The organism is Paenibacillus polysaccharolyticus, assembly GCF_023714295.1.
GTDB lineage: Bacteria > Bacillota > Bacilli > Paenibacillales > Paenibacillaceae > Paenibacillus > Paenibacillus polysaccharolyticus_A.
The window spans coordinates 129883-146864 of sequence record NZ_JAMAUN010000008.1 but is presented as its reverse complement, the minus strand read 5'-3'; the positions used below and the strand labels follow the sequence as shown (position 1 = coordinate 146864).

The 16982-nt window shown below is 48.8% G+C and carries 18 protein-coding genes and 1 riboswitch; all 18 genes read right to left on the bottom strand.

Annotated features, from left to right (window positions below; genetic code table 11):
* Nucleotides 1-16: 16 nt before the first annotated feature.
* Nucleotides 17-1531 (bottom strand): F0F1 ATP synthase subunit alpha, encoded by a 1515-nt coding sequence (gene atpA, locus M3629_RS19085; protein WP_251509478.1) that lies wholly within the window; start codon nucleotides 1529-1531, stop codon nucleotides 17-19.
* Nucleotides 1532-1547: 16 nt separating this feature from the next.
* Nucleotides 1548-2096 (bottom strand): F0F1 ATP synthase subunit delta, encoded by a 549-nt coding sequence (locus tag M3629_RS19080; RefSeq protein WP_251509476.1) that lies wholly within the window; start codon nucleotides 2094-2096, stop codon nucleotides 1548-1550.
* Nucleotides 2093-2581 carry a F0F1 ATP synthase subunit B gene (gene atpF, locus M3629_RS19075; RefSeq protein ID WP_251509474.1) on the bottom strand — a complete coding sequence of 163 codons (489 nt, stop codon included), beginning with the start codon at nucleotides 2579-2581 and terminating at the stop codon, nucleotides 2093-2095. The genes M3629_RS19080 and atpF overlap by 4 nt, the downstream gene beginning before the upstream one ends.
* 113 nt (nucleotides 2582-2694) lie before the next feature.
* Nucleotides 2695-2919 carry a F0F1 ATP synthase subunit C gene (gene atpE / locus M3629_RS19070; protein WP_090922866.1) on the bottom strand — a complete coding sequence of 75 codons (225 nt, stop codon included), beginning with the start codon at nucleotides 2917-2919 and terminating at the stop codon, nucleotides 2695-2697.
* Nucleotides 2920-2993: 74 nt separating this feature from the next.
* The gene (gene atpB, locus M3629_RS19065) at nucleotides 2994-3812 is read right to left on the bottom strand and encodes a F0F1 ATP synthase subunit A (protein WP_090922864.1); all 819 of its coding nucleotides are present in this window, start codon (nucleotides 3810-3812) and stop codon (nucleotides 2994-2996) included.
* 47 nt (nucleotides 3813-3859) lie between these two features.
* Nucleotides 3860-4237: an ATP synthase subunit I gene (locus M3629_RS19060; RefSeq protein ID WP_090922862.1), complete on the bottom strand. Its 378-nt coding sequence runs from the start codon at nucleotides 4235-4237 to the stop codon at nucleotides 3860-3862.
* On the bottom strand, nucleotides 4230-4484 hold the full coding sequence (locus M3629_RS19055) for an AtpZ/AtpI family protein (protein WP_251509472.1): 255 nt from the start codon (nucleotides 4482-4484) through the stop codon (nucleotides 4230-4232). The genes M3629_RS19060 and M3629_RS19055 overlap by 8 nt, the downstream gene beginning before the upstream one ends.
* Nucleotides 4485-4670: 186 nt before the next feature.
* Nucleotides 4671-5828, bottom strand: coding sequence for a non-hydrolyzing UDP-N-acetylglucosamine 2-epimerase (gene wecB, locus M3629_RS19050; RefSeq protein ID WP_251509470.1), 1158 nt, complete (start codon nucleotides 5826-5828; stop codon nucleotides 4671-4673).
* A 39-nt stretch (nucleotides 5829-5867) separates the two neighbouring features.
* Nucleotides 5868-6497, bottom strand: coding sequence for a uracil phosphoribosyltransferase (upp, locus tag M3629_RS19045; RefSeq protein ID WP_090922856.1), 630 nt, complete (start codon nucleotides 6495-6497; stop codon nucleotides 5868-5870).
* Between the two features lie 470 nt (nucleotides 6498-6967).
* Nucleotides 6968-8215 carry a serine hydroxymethyltransferase gene (gene glyA / locus M3629_RS19040; RefSeq protein ID WP_167375780.1) on the bottom strand — a complete coding sequence of 416 codons (1248 nt, stop codon included), beginning with the start codon at nucleotides 8213-8215 and terminating at the stop codon, nucleotides 6968-6970.
* A gap of 219 nt (nucleotides 8216-8434) precedes the next feature.
* Entirely contained in the window at nucleotides 8435-9028 is a 594-nt protein-coding gene (locus M3629_RS19035) for a TIGR01440 family protein (RefSeq protein WP_251509467.1), read from the bottom strand.
* Between the two features lie 144 nt (nucleotides 9029-9172).
* A riboswitch (ZMP/ZTP riboswitch) is annotated at nucleotides 9173-9254 on the bottom strand.
* A 96-nt stretch (nucleotides 9255-9350) separates the two neighbouring features.
* Nucleotides 9351-9923 (bottom strand): low molecular weight protein arginine phosphatase, encoded by a 573-nt coding sequence (locus M3629_RS19030; RefSeq protein WP_251509465.1) that lies wholly within the window; start codon nucleotides 9921-9923, stop codon nucleotides 9351-9353.
* A gap of 64 nt (nucleotides 9924-9987) precedes the next feature.
* Nucleotides 9988-10548: a manganese efflux pump MntP gene (locus M3629_RS19025; protein ID WP_090922831.1), complete on the bottom strand. Its 561-nt coding sequence runs from the start codon at nucleotides 10546-10548 to the stop codon at nucleotides 9988-9990.
* Between the two features lie 256 nt (nucleotides 10549-10804).
* Complete coding sequence (locus M3629_RS19020) at nucleotides 10805-12064, bottom strand: L-threonylcarbamoyladenylate synthase (protein WP_251509463.1); 1260 nt, start codon at nucleotides 12062-12064, stop codon at nucleotides 10805-10807.
* A gap of 205 nt (nucleotides 12065-12269) precedes the next feature.
* On the bottom strand, nucleotides 12270-12935 hold the full coding sequence (gene spoIIR / locus M3629_RS19015; protein WP_251509461.1) for a stage II sporulation protein R: 666 nt from the start codon (nucleotides 12933-12935) through the stop codon (nucleotides 12270-12272).
* A 403-nt stretch (nucleotides 12936-13338) separates the two neighbouring features.
* Nucleotides 13339-14565: an FtsW/RodA/SpoVE family cell cycle protein gene (locus M3629_RS19010; protein WP_251509459.1), complete on the bottom strand. Its 1227-nt coding sequence runs from the start codon at nucleotides 14563-14565 to the stop codon at nucleotides 13339-13341.
* A gap of 204 nt (nucleotides 14566-14769) precedes the next feature.
* Nucleotides 14770-15999, bottom strand: a complete 1230-nt coding sequence (locus M3629_RS19005; RefSeq protein WP_221791297.1) for an FtsW/RodA/SpoVE family cell cycle protein — start codon at nucleotides 15997-15999, stop codon at nucleotides 14770-14772.
* An 85-nt stretch (nucleotides 16000-16084) separates the two neighbouring features.
* Nucleotides 16085-16975: a peptide chain release factor N(5)-glutamine methyltransferase gene (gene prmC / locus M3629_RS19000; RefSeq protein ID WP_251509674.1), complete on the bottom strand. Its 891-nt coding sequence runs from the start codon at nucleotides 16973-16975 to the stop codon at nucleotides 16085-16087.
* Nucleotides 16976-16982 lie beyond the last annotated feature (7 nt).

The window sequence follows — 16982 nt, the reverse complement described above, 5'->3', positions numbered from 1 at the left end:
AGCTACATGAATCTATTTAGATAGAGACAGCGAAGCTCTTTCTGAACTTCTCAATTGCATCTTTAAGTGCATTCTCATTGTCTGCTGTCAATTCTTTTGTATCACGGATGGAGCCAAGGATTTCCTCATGGTTGCTCTCCATGAACGCAAGGAACTCACGCTCAAAACGAGTTACATCACCTGTTGGAATTTCATCCAAGTATCCTTTAACTGCAGTGTACAGGCTGACAACCTGTTGTTCTACAGGAAGCGGCTGGTTTACACCTTGCTTCAGGATTTCCATCATTCGAGCACCACGATTCAGGCGAGCCTGAGTGGATTTATCCAAGTCGGAACCGAATTGAGAGAACGCCTGCAACTCACGATATTGGGCGAGGTCGAGACGCAGGGAACCTGCAACCTTTTTCATCGCTTTGATCTGTGCAGAACCACCGACACGGGATACCGAGATACCTACGTTGATCGCTGGACGTTGTCCGGCATTAAAGAGATCGGACTCCAAGAAGATTTGACCGTCCGTAATGGAGATTACGTTAGTCGGAATGTAAGCAGATACGTCAGAAGCTTGTGTTTCAATGAATGGCAGAGCGGTTAAAGAACCACCACCAAGTTCATCATTCAGCTTCGCAGCACGCTCCAGCAAACGAGAGTGCAAGTAGAATACGTCACCTGGATAAGCTTCACGGCCCGGAGGACGACGAAGCAACAGGGACAACTCACGATATGCTGCAGCTTGTTTAGTCAAGTCATCATATACTACCAGCACGTGCTCGCCTTTGTACATGAAGTATTCACCCATGGAGCAACCGGAATACGGAGCAATGTAGAGCAGTGGTGATGGATCCGAAGCGGATGCTGTTACTACGATTGTATATTCCATTGCGCCTCTGCGACGCAACGTTTCTACGACCTGAGCAACAGTGGACTGCTTCTGACCAATAGCCACATAGATACATTTCATGCCGCTACCTTTTTGGTTCAGGATCGCATCGATCGCAATCGATGTTTTACCTGTTTGACGGTCACCGATGATCAATTCACGTTGTCCGCGACCGATTGGAACCATCGCATCAATCGCTTTGATCCCTGTTTGCATCGGCTCATGAACCGATTTACGATCCATAACGCCAGGTGCTTTACCTTCTACTGGACGGAATTCCGTTGTAGCGATTGGCCCTTTGCCATCCACTGGAATACCGAGCGGGTTCACAACGCGTCCAATCAACGCTTCGCCAACTGGCACTTGCATGATCTGACCTGTACGTTTTACTTGGTCTCCTTCACGGATATCCGAGTAAGGTCCCAGGATAACGACACCCACATTGCTTTCTTCTACGTTCATGGCGAGGCCCATTACACCGCTTGGGAACTCAACCAACTCGTTGGACATGACATTCTCGAGTCCGTATACACGGGCGATCCCGTCACCAACCTCAATAACTGTACCAACTTCGACTACATCGATATCCGTCTTATATTGTTCAATCTGACTCTTAATTAATGTACTGATTTCTTCTGGTTTGATACTCAAGTGTCCTCACCCCAATCTACTGTACTCGTCTGTTAAAAGACTGCTCAAGACGTTCGAGCTTGCCAGCCAAGCTGCCGTCATAGATCGTATCGCCAATGGCGACTTTCAATCCGCCCAGCAGTGCAGGATCAACAATGTTCTCGATACGGATCTTTTTATTCACACGGCTACCGAACTCACGGGCTACCGCTTCTTTCTCTTCTTCATTCAATGCATAGGTCGAGTATACGCGAGCATCGGCGATTCCAAGGGAATCCCCTTCGATTTTCACATAATCGTTCAACAGGTCTTGCAACAATTCCACGCGGCCACGCTCAATCAGAAGCAAAACCGTGCGAAGGACAGGTTCGGACACTTTGCCATCAAGGCTTGCATGAAGCACATTTTGTTTGGCTTCATCAGAGATGTTAGGAGAAACAATAAACTTGGTAATTTCTTGATCTCCGGTTAATCCACTGACAACGGCACGCAGTTCCTGTTCAACTTCAAGCACTTGCTGCTGTTGAAGAGCAACTTCGAACAGTGCTTTTGCATAACGCTTGGCAACAATCGTATCGCGGCTCATTGTCGGCCCCCTACCTCATTGAGGTATTGGTTCACAAGTTCCTCTTGTGCTGGACCGTTCTCAACTTCTTTTTTGATCAATCTGGAAGCAATTTGAACGGAAGCAGTACCCAGTTCGCTGCGAAGCGCGGCAACCGCTTTGTTCTTCTCACTCTCGATTTCACGTACTGCATCGTCTTTGAGACGCGTTGCTTCAGCCTTAGCATCTTCCAAAATGGATTCTGCTTGCTTGCCACCCGTTTGTCTTGACTGTTCGATAATGTCGTGAGCTTCTTTGCGCGCTTGTTCCAGAGCCTGCTTTTGCTCCTCCACATAAGCAATCGCCTGTTCCCGAGTCTGAGCAGCCTCATTCATCTGGCTCATTACGAGTTCACGACGCTTTTCCATGATGGAGAACAACGGACCGAAAGCATAGCGGCTAAGCAGCCAGTATAAAACCAAAAATGCGATAATCGCAAGAATCGTATTTTCCCATAAGAAACTCAATCTGTTCACTCCTTCCTGGAGGTATCCTAAACCGTTATCCCTTACAGGATAAGTTTCTAGCTAAAAAGAAGGCGCGGAGGGCTCCAGCCTTCCCCGCCGTACTGTGTTATGTCTTAAGCTGCACCGTAGAACATGAACGCGAGTACCACACCGATGATCGGCAATACCTCGATCAAACCTACCCCGATGAACATTGTTGTTTGCAGAGTGGATTTCGCTTCTGGTTGACGAGCGATCCCTTCCACTGTTTTGCTAATTACCATACCGTTACCGATACCTGCGCCGAAAGCGCCCAATCCTGCAACAATTGCTGCTGCGATTAATGCCATTGCTCCCATTTGTATATCCTCCTTAAAATTATAAATCAATTTTATTGTTCAGCCTGATGGAGAGATCCCCGCAGGTCTAAAACTTAATGTTCTTCGTGCGTTTCGATGGTCTGTGAAATGTACACCATCATGAGAATGACGAAAACGAAAGCTTGAATTCCGCCGATAAAGATACTGAAACCTTGCCACACTGCAAGCAGCGGTATTGCGAAAATCGCACCCAGCACTTTGAAGCTGGTCAATTTGAGGATGGTTGCAATCAGCACCTCACCCGCAAAAATATTCGCGAACAAACGCATGCCGTGCGTGAGCAGCTTGGACGCCGTCTCGATAATATTAATCGGAAGGAACAGCGCGTAAGGCTGCACATAGTGCTTCAGATAACCTCTAGTGTTCTTGAACAGTCCGAGTCCATGTGCTACGAGGAAGGCTACGAGAGCTAGTCCCATCGTTACGGACAAGTCAGCTGTTGGTGATTTGAACCAAGCCAGCTCGATGTGCGGATGCGCTTCTGGATCCTTCGCGTGAGCCTTTTCATAAGCCTCAACCGCTGTAACGATCGGTTTCCCGAAAACGGTAGCTGCATTAACATCCTTAACATCGGTAACGGCCTGGAATGGAAGTCCAAGCATATTTCCTACGAAGATGAACAAAATCATCGTAAGTGCGAGAGAAATAAAGTGTTTGCCTTTCTTCATGTCCATCGTACTGGATATCAGATTACGAACGAACTCAACAGCCCACTCCATAAAGTTTTGCAGCTTTCCCGGATTATCCACCGACAGGTTCCGTGTAGCGATGATGGCAAAAATGAAGACAATGGCGCTGGTTACAATCAACATCAATAGTACGGACAAGTCCAGATGAAATCCACCAAGCATAATCACTGGAGCTTCATGCATATTTTTTTCTCACCCCTTTCTCTACCTGAAAGTTGCCACACTCAAAATCACTCTGCTTTGCGGGACATGATGATCCCTATAATTAATAAGGAAAATTGCGCAATGGCCAGACCGCCTGCAACCGCATATGTATTGAAATACTGCGGAAAGCGCATCGATATGTAAATACCAAGCACTGCGAGCGCCGCTCTTGTCAAAAATCCCAGGTTCACACGCTTCAGATTACCTTCTGCCGCATCATCGGACATCTTCCTCACCTTGTAGCCCAGGTAAAATGCATTAATCAAACTGATGCTAACACCCAGGGCCAGTCCCAAAGCAATCGTTTCCAAACGGGGTGCAAACGCAGCCGTTAGAAAACATATCATGAGAATATACATGACGGAAACGGTCATCCATCTGCGATATCTGGCTAGTTCACTCATCACTTTCCCCCATGAATTTTTTAGCAATAAAGTAAATGCTTACCCCACCTGCCGCAAGAAAAAAGAGAACGCTTACGGCGATCCATATTCCGTTGCCTCCAATGGTCCTGTCCAACCACGAGCCAGCGTAATATCCGGCAACAGCGAGCAAGGCAATCTCGATCCCAAAAGCTGTCACGAGCCCCATTGCTTTCCAGACCTTCTCATCATGGTTACGGGATGAATTTGGTTTGTTCGAATCGGCCATTTTCCACGCCACCCTTGCAATCCCAGTTAATTTTACTGAATGATGAGAGCCTTTGTCAATTGATTGATTTTAGCGTTTTAAAGGGAGAAACGACGGGTCTACCGCTTAATAAAGCCCATAAACCCGCGTAAACCGTACAGTTTAACTGTATGCTATCCCCTCTATAAATCCAACAGAAAATGTGAATTATTTTTTGAACTTTCTGTGAAATGATTCCGGACGTTCACTTTTTACGCCGAAATGGTGCAAAATCGCATTGACAATTCTTTCCGATGCATGTCCATCACCGTATGGATTAGCAGCTTGACTCATGCTTGCATACAGTGCTTCGTCTGTAAGCAGAGCCTTGGTCCGTTCATATACACGTTCCTCTTCTGTCCCTACCAATTCGAGCGTGCCCGCTTCAATGCCTTCCGGGCGCTCTGTTGTATCGCGCAATACAAGAACAGGCACACCAAACGAAGGCGCTTCTTCCTGCAGACCGCCTGAATCAGTCAGGATCAAGTGAGTGTGCGGGTAAAAGTTATGCAAATCCACTACGTCTAGCGGATCAATTAACTGAATACGGGGATGATTCCCCAAAATCGCATGAGCCGGCTCCTTCACAGCAGGACTAGGGTGCACCGGGTACACGATGGCAATATCTTCAAATTCGTCAGCAATCCGTTTGACGGCCTGGAAAATGTTGCGGTGAGGCTCGCCTTGAGATTCACGGCGATGAGCAGTCATCAGCACCAAGCGTTTGCCTTGTGCCCAATCAAGTACCGGGTGTTTGTAATCCTCCCGTACTGTATATTGAAACACATCCGTTACCGTGTTGCCTGTGACGTAGGTACTAGACTCCGGTTTATTTTCCTTGGCAAGATTGGAAGAAGACCAGTCTGTTGGTGCGAAATGAAGATCGGCCAGAACACCCGTCAGCTGACGGTTCATCTCTTCCGGGTAAGGCGACAGCTTGTTCCATGTCCGCAGACCGGCTTCCACATGTCCTACCTGAATCTGTTGCAGGAACGCTGCATAGCTGGCTACAAATGTAGTCAGCGTATCCCCGTGAACGAGCACGATATCGGGTTTAGCTTCACGCAAAACCGGCTCCAGACCGCCAAGAACACGAATCGTGATCTCATTCAGTGTCTGACGATCTTTCATGACATCCAGATCATAATCGGGATGAATGTCGAAAACTTCAAGAACTTGATCCAGCATCTGGCGATGCTGCGCAGTTACGCAAACAATCGACTCAATAGACTCGGGATGTTTTTGCAATTCCAGAATAAGCGGAGCCATCTTGATCGCTTCCGGACGCACCCCGAAAATAGTCATCACTTTAACTTTTTTGGACATTCGAGCAAAGCCCCTTTTCTAATCCGCATGAAAATATGCTTATTTCGTTCCGTACAAACGGTCTCCTGCATCGCCAAGTCCTGGCACGATATATCCGTGATCATCCAAACGGTCGTCAAGCGCAGCTACATAGATGTCTACGTCTGGATGTGCATCTTGTACTGCTTTTACTCCTTCTGGTGCTGCAACAAGGTTCATCATTTTGATCTGCGTGCAACCGCGCTTTTTGAGCACGTCAATCGCTGCGATTGCCGAGCCGCCTGTCGCAAGCATCGGGTCAATCACAATGAGTTGGCGTTCAGTTACATCTGTAGGCAGCTTGGTATAGTATTCTACCGGTTGCAATGTTTCCGGATCACGGAACAAGCCAACATGTCCTACTTTCGCCGCTGGCAGCAACTTCACCACGCCATCAAGCATCCCCAGTCCCGCACGCAGAATCGGCACCAGTCCAAGCATACGTCCAGAGATAACCTTACCTTGTGTTGCGGCTACAGGTGTCTGTACGTCGATCGATTCCAGCTCAACGTCTCTTGTAATCTCGTAAGCCATCAACGTGGCTACTTCATCAACCAATTCACGAAAATCTTTCGTATTCGTACGCATATCGCGTATAAACGTCAGTTTGTGTTGAATCAGGGGGTGATCACATATTACTAATTTTCCCATTAAATTGTCCCTCCGGTAAGTTCTTCATGAGTTAAGCATTTCCAAATATACCTAGCCGTCATTCACAGGCTCGATAAATCCTGTATATTATATCATCACCCACACTGAATTACACCATCAAAGGGCACCTAATCATTACAGAAAAGCGAATCCTACAAAAACAGGACCGGAAAATGATTCATCCGGTCCTGTTTGCTCGTGCTGTTGTGTGAGTTGAATGCTTAAAATACGTGTGAACACTAAAAATGCTCTTTTGTAATACAATACCACTCCGCCACCAGAATGCTCCTTCGATCGCCGTTATCCCCGAATTTTATGAATCACCTTAGGTAGGTAAAAATTCGGGGATAAATGCGAACGCTCCGCTTCTACAGCCTGATTCTGCCCACTTCGTTCATCTGTATTCCATTTTAACAACCTTCAAAACCAAACAGCACGAGCAATGTTTTCTAGCAGTAAAAGAGGCAGTATTAGTATTTAAGGTCGGTGTAGAGTGGGTATTGATCCGTCAGAGCAGTTACTTCTGCACGCGCCTGATCAAGTGTTGCTGTGTCTTTTGGATTTTTAAGTGTTTTGGCAATGATCTTACCGATCGCTACCATTGCTTTTTCATCCATACCGCGGGAAGTCGCCGCAGGTGTACCGATACGGATACCACTTGTGATGAACGGACTTGTTGGATCGAATGGAATCGCGTTTTTGTTCACGGTAATGCCGATGGAATCAAGCACATGCTCTGCTTCCTTACCTGTGATGTTTACGCTGCGTGTGTCAATCAGCATCAAGTGGTTGTCTGTACCGCCGGATACGATGTTCAATCCTTCAGCGATCAATGTTTCAGCCAGCACTTGTGCGTTTTTCACTACGTTCTGAGCGTACGTTTTGAATGAAGGCTGCAAAGCTTCACCAAATGCTACAGCTTTGGAAGCGATCACGTGCATCAAAGGTCCACCTTGGGAACCCGGGAATACCGCTTTATCAATAGCAGCTGCCCAGGACTTGCGGCACAGAATCATACCGCCACGTGGTCCGCGCAATGTTTTGTGTGTCGTTGTTGTCACGAAGTGGGCATGTGGCACTGGGTTAGGATGCAATCCAGCAGCAACAAGTCCTGCAATGTGTGCCATATCGACCATGAACAGCGCGCCAACATCGTTCGCGATAGAAGCCAGCTTTTCAAAATCAATCGTACGCGGGTATGCACTTGCGCCTGCTACGATCAGACGAGGGCGGTGTTTGAATGCTGCTTTGCGAACTTCATCATAATCAATGAGGAATGTATCTTCTTGCACGCCGTATGCAACGAAGTTGTACAACAAACCAGAAGCGTTAACCGGGCTACCATGCGTCAAGTGACCGCCATGCGCCAAGTTCATACCCAGAACCGTATCACCAGGCTTCAATGCTGCCAGATATACAGCCATGTTCGCTTGTGCTCCGGAGTGCGGTTGCACGTTCGCATGTTCTGCACCAAACAATTCTTTCGCACGATCACGCGCGATATCTTCAACGATATCGACATGCTCACAGCCACCATAGTAACGTTTGCCTGGATATCCTTCAGCATACTTGTTGGTCAGGACAGAGCCGAGTGCTTCAATTACCGCTTCACTTACGATGTTCTCGGATGCGATCAGCTCGATGTTGTTCTGTTGACGTTTCAGTTCAAGATTCATTGCTTCCAGTACTGCAGGGTCATTTTTGCGCAATTGTTCCATGATTAAATTCCTCCTAAATTATAATGAAGTTATAAAGCGAGCCTTCAGGTTACACTCCTGACTTCGATTGCATCACCATCTTACGATCACTGTTATCCCCAGATTTCTTTGAGCCCCTTTTGACAAAGGGGAAACCCGGTGATAAAACGTGAACGCGCTACTTCTCCAGATTGGTGTTGCGCTCTCCGTTTTCGTGTAAACATCATTTCACTTTATACGTTAGTCACAAAAAGTAGCATTAGGCTCTTCTTCCATTCGATAAACCGCACGTTCGCCGCCAATCAGCTTTGGACGTGTAAGTGCTGCTGTGACACGAGCCTCACCAATATAGCGAAGCGATGTCCGAAAAGGTACCGCTACATGGCGAAGATGCATTCCAATCATCGTCTCCCCGATATCCAGACCCGCATGAGCCTGAATATGTTCAGCCAGACATGGATCGGACAGTGAACGATAAGCGGTAGATGCCATAGAACCCCCAGCTTTCGGCACAGGTACAGCGCCAACCTCCGTTAATCCGAGCCGATGAAGCAATGCACGTTCCATGACAAGCGCCCGGTTCAAGTGTTCACAGCACTGGAATACCGTGTCGAAACCAAACTCTGTCTGCACCTCGCGAATACCCGCAAGCAACTGCTCCGCCACATCGACGGCACCACTTGTACCAATGCGCCGACCTGCAACTTCGCTTGTACTCGTGCCGATAACAACAACATAGCCAGCCCCAAGCTTACCGGCCATTGCCAGTTCGCGCAGGATCGATGCTGTCTGCTGCTGCAATCCGAGTTGTTCCGAATCCAATTCAATAGTCATCCTATCGCCTCCCGATAAAATCATGCCCGTCATCTTGTGATCATTTTGCTCAACGCATACGTTGCATGGCATTTCAGGTACTATTATAGCGAAAAATCAGATGAAAGACGAAAAAAAGAGCAGTCTGCGGGTAACGCAGAATTGCTCTTTTGCCCAGGCGACCGGCCGTTTGTTCCGGTGCTCCATTGTGGTTGTGCCCACTTCGTCGCCAGTTACACCGGATCCCTGTTTTCCCCTTCATCATAAATCAACCCCACTTGAAAATCAACGGTTAATTTACATTCCATGTTCTGTTTCTATATCTTGTCTCGGTACAACTGAATTATTCAAGCTTATCCAGAAGTTTGGATATCGCTGTACGAATCTCTGCCGCCGCAATGTTATAATCGTCCCGGTTACCGCCAAATGGATCGGAGATATCGAAACTTGGGATGCGCTGCCGAATTTCGATCGCACGCTCTCGCTCCGATGCCAGAATCTCTTGGCCCAAGGCCCGTTTCATCTCTAGCGAAGCAAACAGGCTGTCCAATGCCTCCAGATCTTGAAGCACTTGTGCATCATTCTCGGCATATTCTTTCAGCGTGTACGTCTTCTGAATAGAATCCGGGAACACCTGCATCACATGTTGCTTATGACTCCGCGTTAACGTCAGAATCAGATCAGCCCATTCGATCAACTCTTCACTAAGCTGTGTAGACTGAGATGGGCCCTCAGCCTGATGATCTTTCAAAACTGCTTCGGCATGGCGTGATATCGGCATACCTGACGACGCAGCCACACCTGCAGAACGAACATCTACCTCGATACCGCGCTCGGATGCGAGTTTGCGCATAAGCCCTTCTGCCATGGGGCTGCGACACGTGTTTCCTGTACATACAAACAAAATATGTTTCATTGTAATAGCCTCCCCATATGATCAAGATGTGATATGCCTATCTTATCGTTCAACCGCTTTATTTTTAAAATATAAACAAAAGTCCAAAGGCAAGCAAGATCGCCCCGCCTACAGCTTCGCCGTAATCTCCCAAATTCTGACTCACCCTACGTCCCAGAAGCAGACCCATGATCGACATCAAACCGCCGCAGAAACCAAAGGCCAGAATCGTCAGGACAAGATCACTGCTGAACATGCCGAGCGATACCCCGACAGAGAATGAATCGACGCTGACACTAAGCGAAAACAAAAGAATACCCAGTAAAGATCGATGATCGACCAGCTTGGTTTCCCCTTCACGAAATGCATTCAAAATCATGTGAGCGCCTAGCAGTACCAATAGTCCGCCTGCTGCATAATTCGTAATATTGCCCAGCAAAGAACTGACATACTTGCCCATATACATGCCAGCAAGCGGCATAATGACATGAAACAGTGCCGTAACGGTACTAATTTTCAATACATCCCGGAGCCGTATACCCTTCATGCCAATGCCGATGCCCAGCGAGAATGCATCAAGCCCCAGTGCCACCGCCATAATCAGAATGGTTACCAACTGCCCTACATGGGCAGACACATCCCACATCCTCATACCCCCAAGTCACATAAGGTTCTTGTACACGATATGCGGACAAGAACCCAAACATGACGGTTACAGGGAAACGGAGCTAAGAAGTATGGATACAATCTTCCGATGAAAAAACAGATCAAAAGCGCGCCTTGCTAATATGAAAATAATAGATTGTTACGTTAAACATTACGTCTGTATGCAGCGAGAGGAATGCTTGCGAAAGTTGAGGCTCGCTTCTGATCCTGTGGCCAGGAGCGTTGGGGTAGGCGGCTCAGCCAACTTGAATAAGTTGGTTGCCTGCCGCCTTGAGCAGCCGATTCATGACGGCTGCTCCCAGCCCTTCGCGCGAGCAGGCTTCCGCCACGATATATGTGGCGCCCTGCTCATCGCAGCTGCGCAGCGCGGCGTATAGCCTGCGCGCAGCTTCCTGTAACTCGCTGGCGTCACCCAGCGAGAATACGGCATCGGCGCGGTACTGCTCCGCGTGCTCGGCGAACGCCAGCACCGCGGTGCGCTCTCCGCGCTGCGCCGCCTCCGCTAGGGCGGCGCGGGTCCAGGCCGCCACCGCTGCGGGCGGCCCCTCTACCACGCACAGCGCCCCTGCGGGTGCGTAGTGCGTGTACTTCATGCCCGGCGAGCGCGGCGCCGGGCTGTTGCTGTCGCCACCGGACCCCTCGGATAGAAGCGCCGGGTCCGTGGCGACACGGGCGGCCACGGCGGACAGCTGTTCCGCCGTGATGCCGCCAGGGCGCAGGATGGTGACGGTACCGTCGTCACCGGCCTGCACCACGGTGGACTCGACGCCCACCCCGGTGGGGCCGCCGTCCACAATGCCGCCGATGCGGCCATCCAGATCCTCCCGCACATGTGAGGCGAGGGTTGGGCTAGGCCGCCCGGAGCGGTTCGCACTTGGCGCAGCCACGGGGCATGCCGCCGCCGCGATGAGTGGCAGCGCCACCGGGTGGTCCGGCATGCGCACGGCCACCGTGTCCAGTCCGGCAGTGACCCGCGGGGAGACCGCCCCTGGCCTAACCGGCAGCACCAGCGTCAGCGGGCCCGGCCAGAAGGCCGCCATCAGTGCTTCCGCCGTTGCATTCACCTCAGTGACCAGTTCATGCAACTGGTCACGGTACGCGATATGCACAATCAGCGGATTATCGGATGGCCGGCCTTTGGCGGCAAATACCGCCTCAACTGCTTCTGTGCTACGCGCGTCTGCGCCGAGGCCGTAGACCGTCTCGGTCGGGAAGGCAACCGTCTCTCCTTGACGAAGGCAGGCCGCGGCTGCCTGCAAGTCAGCGAGCGCCGCTTCGCGGGCGGCGCTCCCCTTTTTCACATCCGATACTGGGGAAATCTCTTGCACGTGCACATTTATGTTCTCGCCCTCAATCTGCTCATGCAACAGTGCTCTGACATCCCAAAAGGCCGTGTTGTGTTCCACCTTGGCTCTCTCTACCACCGCATCATCATGCTTGTCCTCTAACGAGGGTTGTTGTACCTTTTCGTGCTCTCTGCTCATATATATCATCATCCCTAAACTTTCAAGTAGGTTCAATTTCAGTACATATAAGTATACCATATCTATCACGGTAGAGGTTCGATCCAACCATAGGGTACTTCTCCCGCATATCCTGTTCATGTAAAAAAGGAAGGTCCCTGCACACCTGCAACGAAACTTCCCTCTCTTCATTTCTATTCGATATCTCACTCTATCTAAATGTATTACATATTCGTTGTTAAGCGAATAAACCTGTTAACCAATCCCATAATTTCACGGCTACATCCCATAGAAAAAATCTAGCTTCAGGCGTCTCACCTTGCACAGTTGCTTTCACTCCTACCGCGTCCGCAGCTGAGGCAGAGACTGTCGTTGTCGTTGGTTTAGCTAGCGCGTCCCCTGTACTTGCATCGATGAAACAGAGCGGCGGGAACAACACACACCACCAGTTCTGCCCTTTGCCCTCGCCCAGCGTAATCCGTACTGCTTCGTATTCCCCAGCAGGGTACACCGTACCCCCATACAGCTTTGTTGGAAAAGGAACCTTGCCCAGCTCTACCTGATAATCATAAGTTAGACCGCGTTTTATTAACTCTTCCCCTACCCGATTCTCAATCTCGGACAGATGCTCCCGAATGACATGCCTTGCCTGTTCCAGACTTTGCGGATTCTCAAGCGCCCCAACCCATTCGCCCATCTGCGCAACGACCGCATCCCGAATCTCCCGTTTCACGAGCTGATCTCCCGCCGCATCGGAATTCGCTAGAATCCGCAAACGGATTGACTGCTCCGGAATAGTAGTCGCGGCAACAGCCGCATCGGTTTTCTGACCTTCCCACATCATAATGATCATCATAAGACATACAATGATAAGTCCAATTTGTTTTACAAGCCGTCTGTTCATCCCGTTCTCCCCCTCGATTCCGATATCCAGCTGCAACTCTCTCATGTCTATCAGTATGCCCGGTAGAGGAAGATGTAAACCTAGTACAAACCTGAAATCTATTAAAATTTTTCATAGAAACGGATGAAAGGGCTATGAAGCTTCCATTTTCGAACATAAAAAAAAGCTTAGTGTTCACTAATTTAGCGTTCACTAAGCTTTCTTCGCAAATAGCCATGGATGTAGAGTGCTACTTTAATCGGAATTATATAGATGCTGAATAATACTTTCTTGCATTCGATTACTATGTTTCATTTCTACATAGATTAGGCACAGTAAAATTGTTATTAACACGAGTAATACAGACACAATTCTTTGAAAACTATTCATCATGAATAATCCCTCCAACTCGTGAAAAACACAGCTACATCGCACTGTTCTCTTTTTTCTTTTTCAGTAAACTCCAAATCCGCTGCATCAACGATGGAGACTGTTCCTCCGGCAGCCATTCATCCTCGTCTTCATCACCGTACAGCTTAATGCTCATCACCAGCCCAATACAGGCCATGTTGATCAGCAAAGACGTACCGCCATAACTAATAAACGGCAGGGTAATGCCCGTTAGAGGCATGAGGCCAAGGAATGCACCTACATTTTCAAACACCTGATAGAGTAACATCCCGATAATACCCACAATGATAATGGGTCCGGCCCGTTCTTTGCACTCCAATGCGATCAACACCATCCGGTGGATAAGGATAAAATATAACAGGATTAAGAGCGAAGCTCCGACAAAACCAAATTCCTCTGCGACCACCACAAAGATGGAATCCGAATACGTATACGGCACACGTCCGCTTTGAACCGAAGTTCCTTCCAAAAAGCCCTTGCCCATAATCCCGCCCGATCCGATGGCAAGTCCTGCATTTTTTGTATGCCACATCGCTTTGGCTGTGGCTTTCTCGGGTACAAGCCACGGATCGATCCGTTCAGCCCAGTGCTCCCGTTTGATCTTTTCCAAAAAGGCGAATATTTCATCATGGTAGAAGGTATACGATTTGATGAAACCAATAAAAAAAGCCCCCACAATCGCTAGCCCGATTAACGCATGTTTTAACTTGATATTACCAATCCATAAAATAGCAACCAGAATGACCACATAACCGAGAGCGTTACCCAAGTCATTCTGAGCCATAACCAGTGCGAACGGAATAAACGTCCAGAGCCCAATCGGTACCACATCTCTCCAGAACCCGAGCTCCCCACGTTTACGCTTCACAATTAAATGGGCAAGAAATAGAACTAGGATCATTTTGAACAATTCCGCAGGTTGAAACGAAATGCTGTCCGTGATTTTCAGCCAGCCATTCGCGTTATTCAACGTACTTCCAAGCACATTGGCCAGGATCAAGAAAACAATGCCTATACCATATAGAAGAAAAGCGTATTTTACGTACAACTTGTAATTAAACAAACCAATCCCGATGACTGCAATGAATCCAACCACGTAGAAATAGATTGTTTTCACATGATGATTCGCCAGATTGGGATCAAATCGTGTTCCGCTATAAATCGCAAGTATACTAATCGCCATTAACAACAACAATACAAAAAGAATGACGCCATCCAGCTTCTTTACCATTTTCCACATGATGTTTGAATATCCCCCTAGTTCACACATCGCACTTTACCAATAATGATCAATATTACCATTGTACCTAATCGGATGGGAGAATGGAAATCCGGTTGATTTTAAAGCAAAAAACCTTGAAAGTCCGTTCCCCAGCGAATGCCGGGAAGAACGATTCCAAGGTTGATCTGACTTCTTTTTCCATATTTCTGTAAACATTCATGTTCACTGTTCCGGTTGCTCCTGTTGCACAGGTTTGCGTCTGAACAGCTTCAAGATCAGTTCCGTAATACTCGGCTGCTCCGCTGCTCCCAGGATATCTTCATTCTCTTCGGTGTGTACCTTGATGCTCATAGCAATCCCCATACTGATCATGTTAATGAGCAGTGATGTTCCTCCATAACTAATGAATGGCAAGGTAATACCTGTCAGTGGCATGAGTCCTATAAACGGTCCGATATTGACAAAGACCTGATACAGAATCATCGCAATAATACCTACAATCAAATAAGCCCCTACGCGATCCTTACATTCCAAAGCGATCAAGACTAACCTATGAATCAGGATAAAATACAATAAAAGAAGTACCGATGCACCAACAAAGCCAAACTCTTCACCAATCTGTACAAAAATCGAGTCTGCATAGGCCAGAGGTACCCGATTGGATTGAATGGTGGTACCCTCCATGTAACCCTTCCCCGTAACCCCACCAGAACCAATGGCAAGTTTGGCATTGTACGTCTGCCACAAGACGTCTCTGGATGTCAGTTCAGGTACAAGCCATGGGTCAAATCGTTCTGCCCAGTGTGCACGTTTAATATCTTTGAGGAAACTTGTAATTTCATCATGATAATGAATGTATGCTTGTATGCCAGCAACGATAGCACTTACCGCCAGTACAAAACCAATCAATGCATGTGAAAATTTGATATTGCCAATCCATAATAAACCGATCCAGATAAAAATATAACTGAGTACCGCACCCAGGTCATTTTGCAACAACACAAGCAGCAAGGGCGGCAGCACACATAAACTGATCGGAATGACATCTCGCCCAAAAAACAAAGGCCTGTTCTTCTTCCTGGCGAGCAGTGTCGATAACATGACAATTAGACATAGCTTGAACAATTCCGAAGGCTGAAGACTGATTCCGCCAATCGAAAGCCAACCTTGGGCTCCGTAATACTCATTACCAATGAACAAAACCAGAACTAACAGTAACAGACCCAGCCCATAGATATATAAATAATTTTTGACGATAAATTTATAGTTGATCATGGACATTCCGAAAAAAACAACAAAACCCAAAACATAAAATACAATCATATTTTTGGAGAATCCCTCAACCTTTGGACGACCAAACGTAGTACTGTAAATGGCCATTATACTAATGACCATCAGGATCACCAAAATAAAAACGATGGAGTAGTCGATCTTTTTGAATTTGTGCAGCATGTCTTTATGTTCCTCCAAGCATTCAGAAAATCTTCGGCATACCCCATTGTAGAGGATTTCGCGGCAAAAAGAAAACTTACGTGCCTTACATTTTTGTCACCTGTTCCGAAGGTCGAACACCCAGGACATGCCGCTCAATTCCGGCAAGGTCGGGAACGATGATAATCTCCGGCCAATGCCCCGCCGATTCCAGCAATGCCGCCACGTCCCGAGCCTGGCCCATGCCCAGCTCAAAACCGACAATCTGCGGCGGCGCAGGCAGCAGATTCAGCTGCTCTACCATGATGCGGTACGGGGCGAGCCCGTCCGGACCGCCATCCAGAGCGAGGCGCGGCTCATGATCGCGCACCTCTTGCTGTAACCCGGCGATATCTCCCGCCGGGATGTAGGGCGGGTTGGACACCAGGATGTCCAACCGCTCCCCAGCGAACGGTGCAAGCAGATCGCCTTCACGGAAGTCGATCTGTACGCCGTTCGCGGCCGCGTTACGCGCGGCCACATGCAGGGCATCCGCCGAGAGGTCCCCGGCGGATACCTGCCACTGCGGGCGAAGCGAAGCCATCGTGACCGCGATGGCACCGCTGCCCGTGCCAATGTCGACGGCGCGCACGGCACCGCCGGCGCCGGCAAACACGCGGTCTGCTGCGCGCAGCACAGCTTCGACCAGCAGCTCGGTCTCCGGCCGCGGAATCAGCACGGCCGGCGTAACCTCGAACGGCAGCCCGTAAAATTCCTGGCTGCCGATAATGTACTGCGCCGGCTCACCCGCAGCCTTGCGCGTGACGGCGTCCTCCCAGCGGCTACGCAGCTCGCTGGGGAACGGCTCCGGCTGCATCATGTAATACTGGGCGCCATAGACGCCCAGTACATGCTCCAGCAGCAGCCGTGCATTGTTTTGCGGCTCGTACACGCCGCACTTCTCCAAAAAAGAGGAAGCCTCTACGAAGGCTTCCCGGCAACTCTGCTCCGGCGTCATTACAAAC

Coding starts and splice junctions, on each gene's coding strand:
- wecB (WP_251509470.1), bottom strand. CDS start 5,828: ATGTCCAAAAAAGTTAAAGTGATGACTATTTTCGGGGTGCGTCCGGAA.
- M3629_RS19005 (WP_221791297.1), bottom strand. CDS start 15,999: ATGCTGCACAAATTCAAAAAGATCGACTACTCCATCGTTTTTATTTTG.
- spoIIR (WP_251509461.1), bottom strand. CDS start 12,935: ATGAACAGACGGCTTGTAAAACAAATTGGACTTATCATTGTATGTCTT.
- prmC (WP_251509674.1), bottom strand. CDS start 16,975: ATGACGCCGGAGCAGAGTTGCCGGGAAGCCTTCGTAGAGGCTTCCTCT.
- M3629_RS19080 (WP_251509476.1), bottom strand. CDS start 2,096: ATGAGCCGCGATACGATTGTTGCCAAGCGTTATGCAAAAGCACTGTTC.
- M3629_RS19035 (WP_251509467.1), bottom strand. CDS start 9,028: ATGACTATTGAATTGGATTCGGAACAACTCGGATTGCAGCAGCAGACA.
- M3629_RS19020 (WP_251509463.1), bottom strand. CDS start 12,064: ATGATGATATATATGAGCAGAGAGCACGAAAAGGTACAACAACCCTCG.
- atpB (WP_090922864.1), bottom strand. CDS start 3,812: ATGCATGAAGCTCCAGTGATTATGCTTGGTGGATTTCATCTGGACTTG.
- M3629_RS19025 (WP_090922831.1), bottom strand. CDS start 10,548: ATGTGGGATGTGTCTGCCCATGTAGGGCAGTTGGTAACCATTCTGATT.
- atpE (WP_090922866.1), bottom strand. CDS start 2,919: ATGGGAGCAATGGCATTAATCGCAGCAGCAATTGTTGCAGGATTGGGC.
- glyA (WP_167375780.1), bottom strand. CDS start 8,215: ATGGAACAATTGCGCAAAAATGACCCTGCAGTACTGGAAGCAATGAAT.
- M3629_RS19010 (WP_251509459.1), bottom strand. CDS start 14,565: ATGTGGAAAATGGTAAAGAAGCTGGATGGCGTCATTCTTTTTGTATTG.
- M3629_RS19055 (WP_251509472.1), bottom strand. CDS start 4,484: ATGGCCGATTCGAACAAACCAAATTCATCCCGTAACCATGATGAGAAG.
- M3629_RS19060 (WP_090922862.1), bottom strand. CDS start 4,237: ATGAGTGAACTAGCCAGATATCGCAGATGGATGACCGTTTCCGTCATG.
- M3629_RS19030 (WP_251509465.1), bottom strand. CDS start 9,923: ATGAAACATATTTTGTTTGTATGTACAGGAAACACGTGTCGCAGCCCC.
- upp (WP_090922856.1), bottom strand. CDS start 6,497: ATGGGAAAATTAGTAATATGTGATCACCCCCTGATTCAACACAAACTG.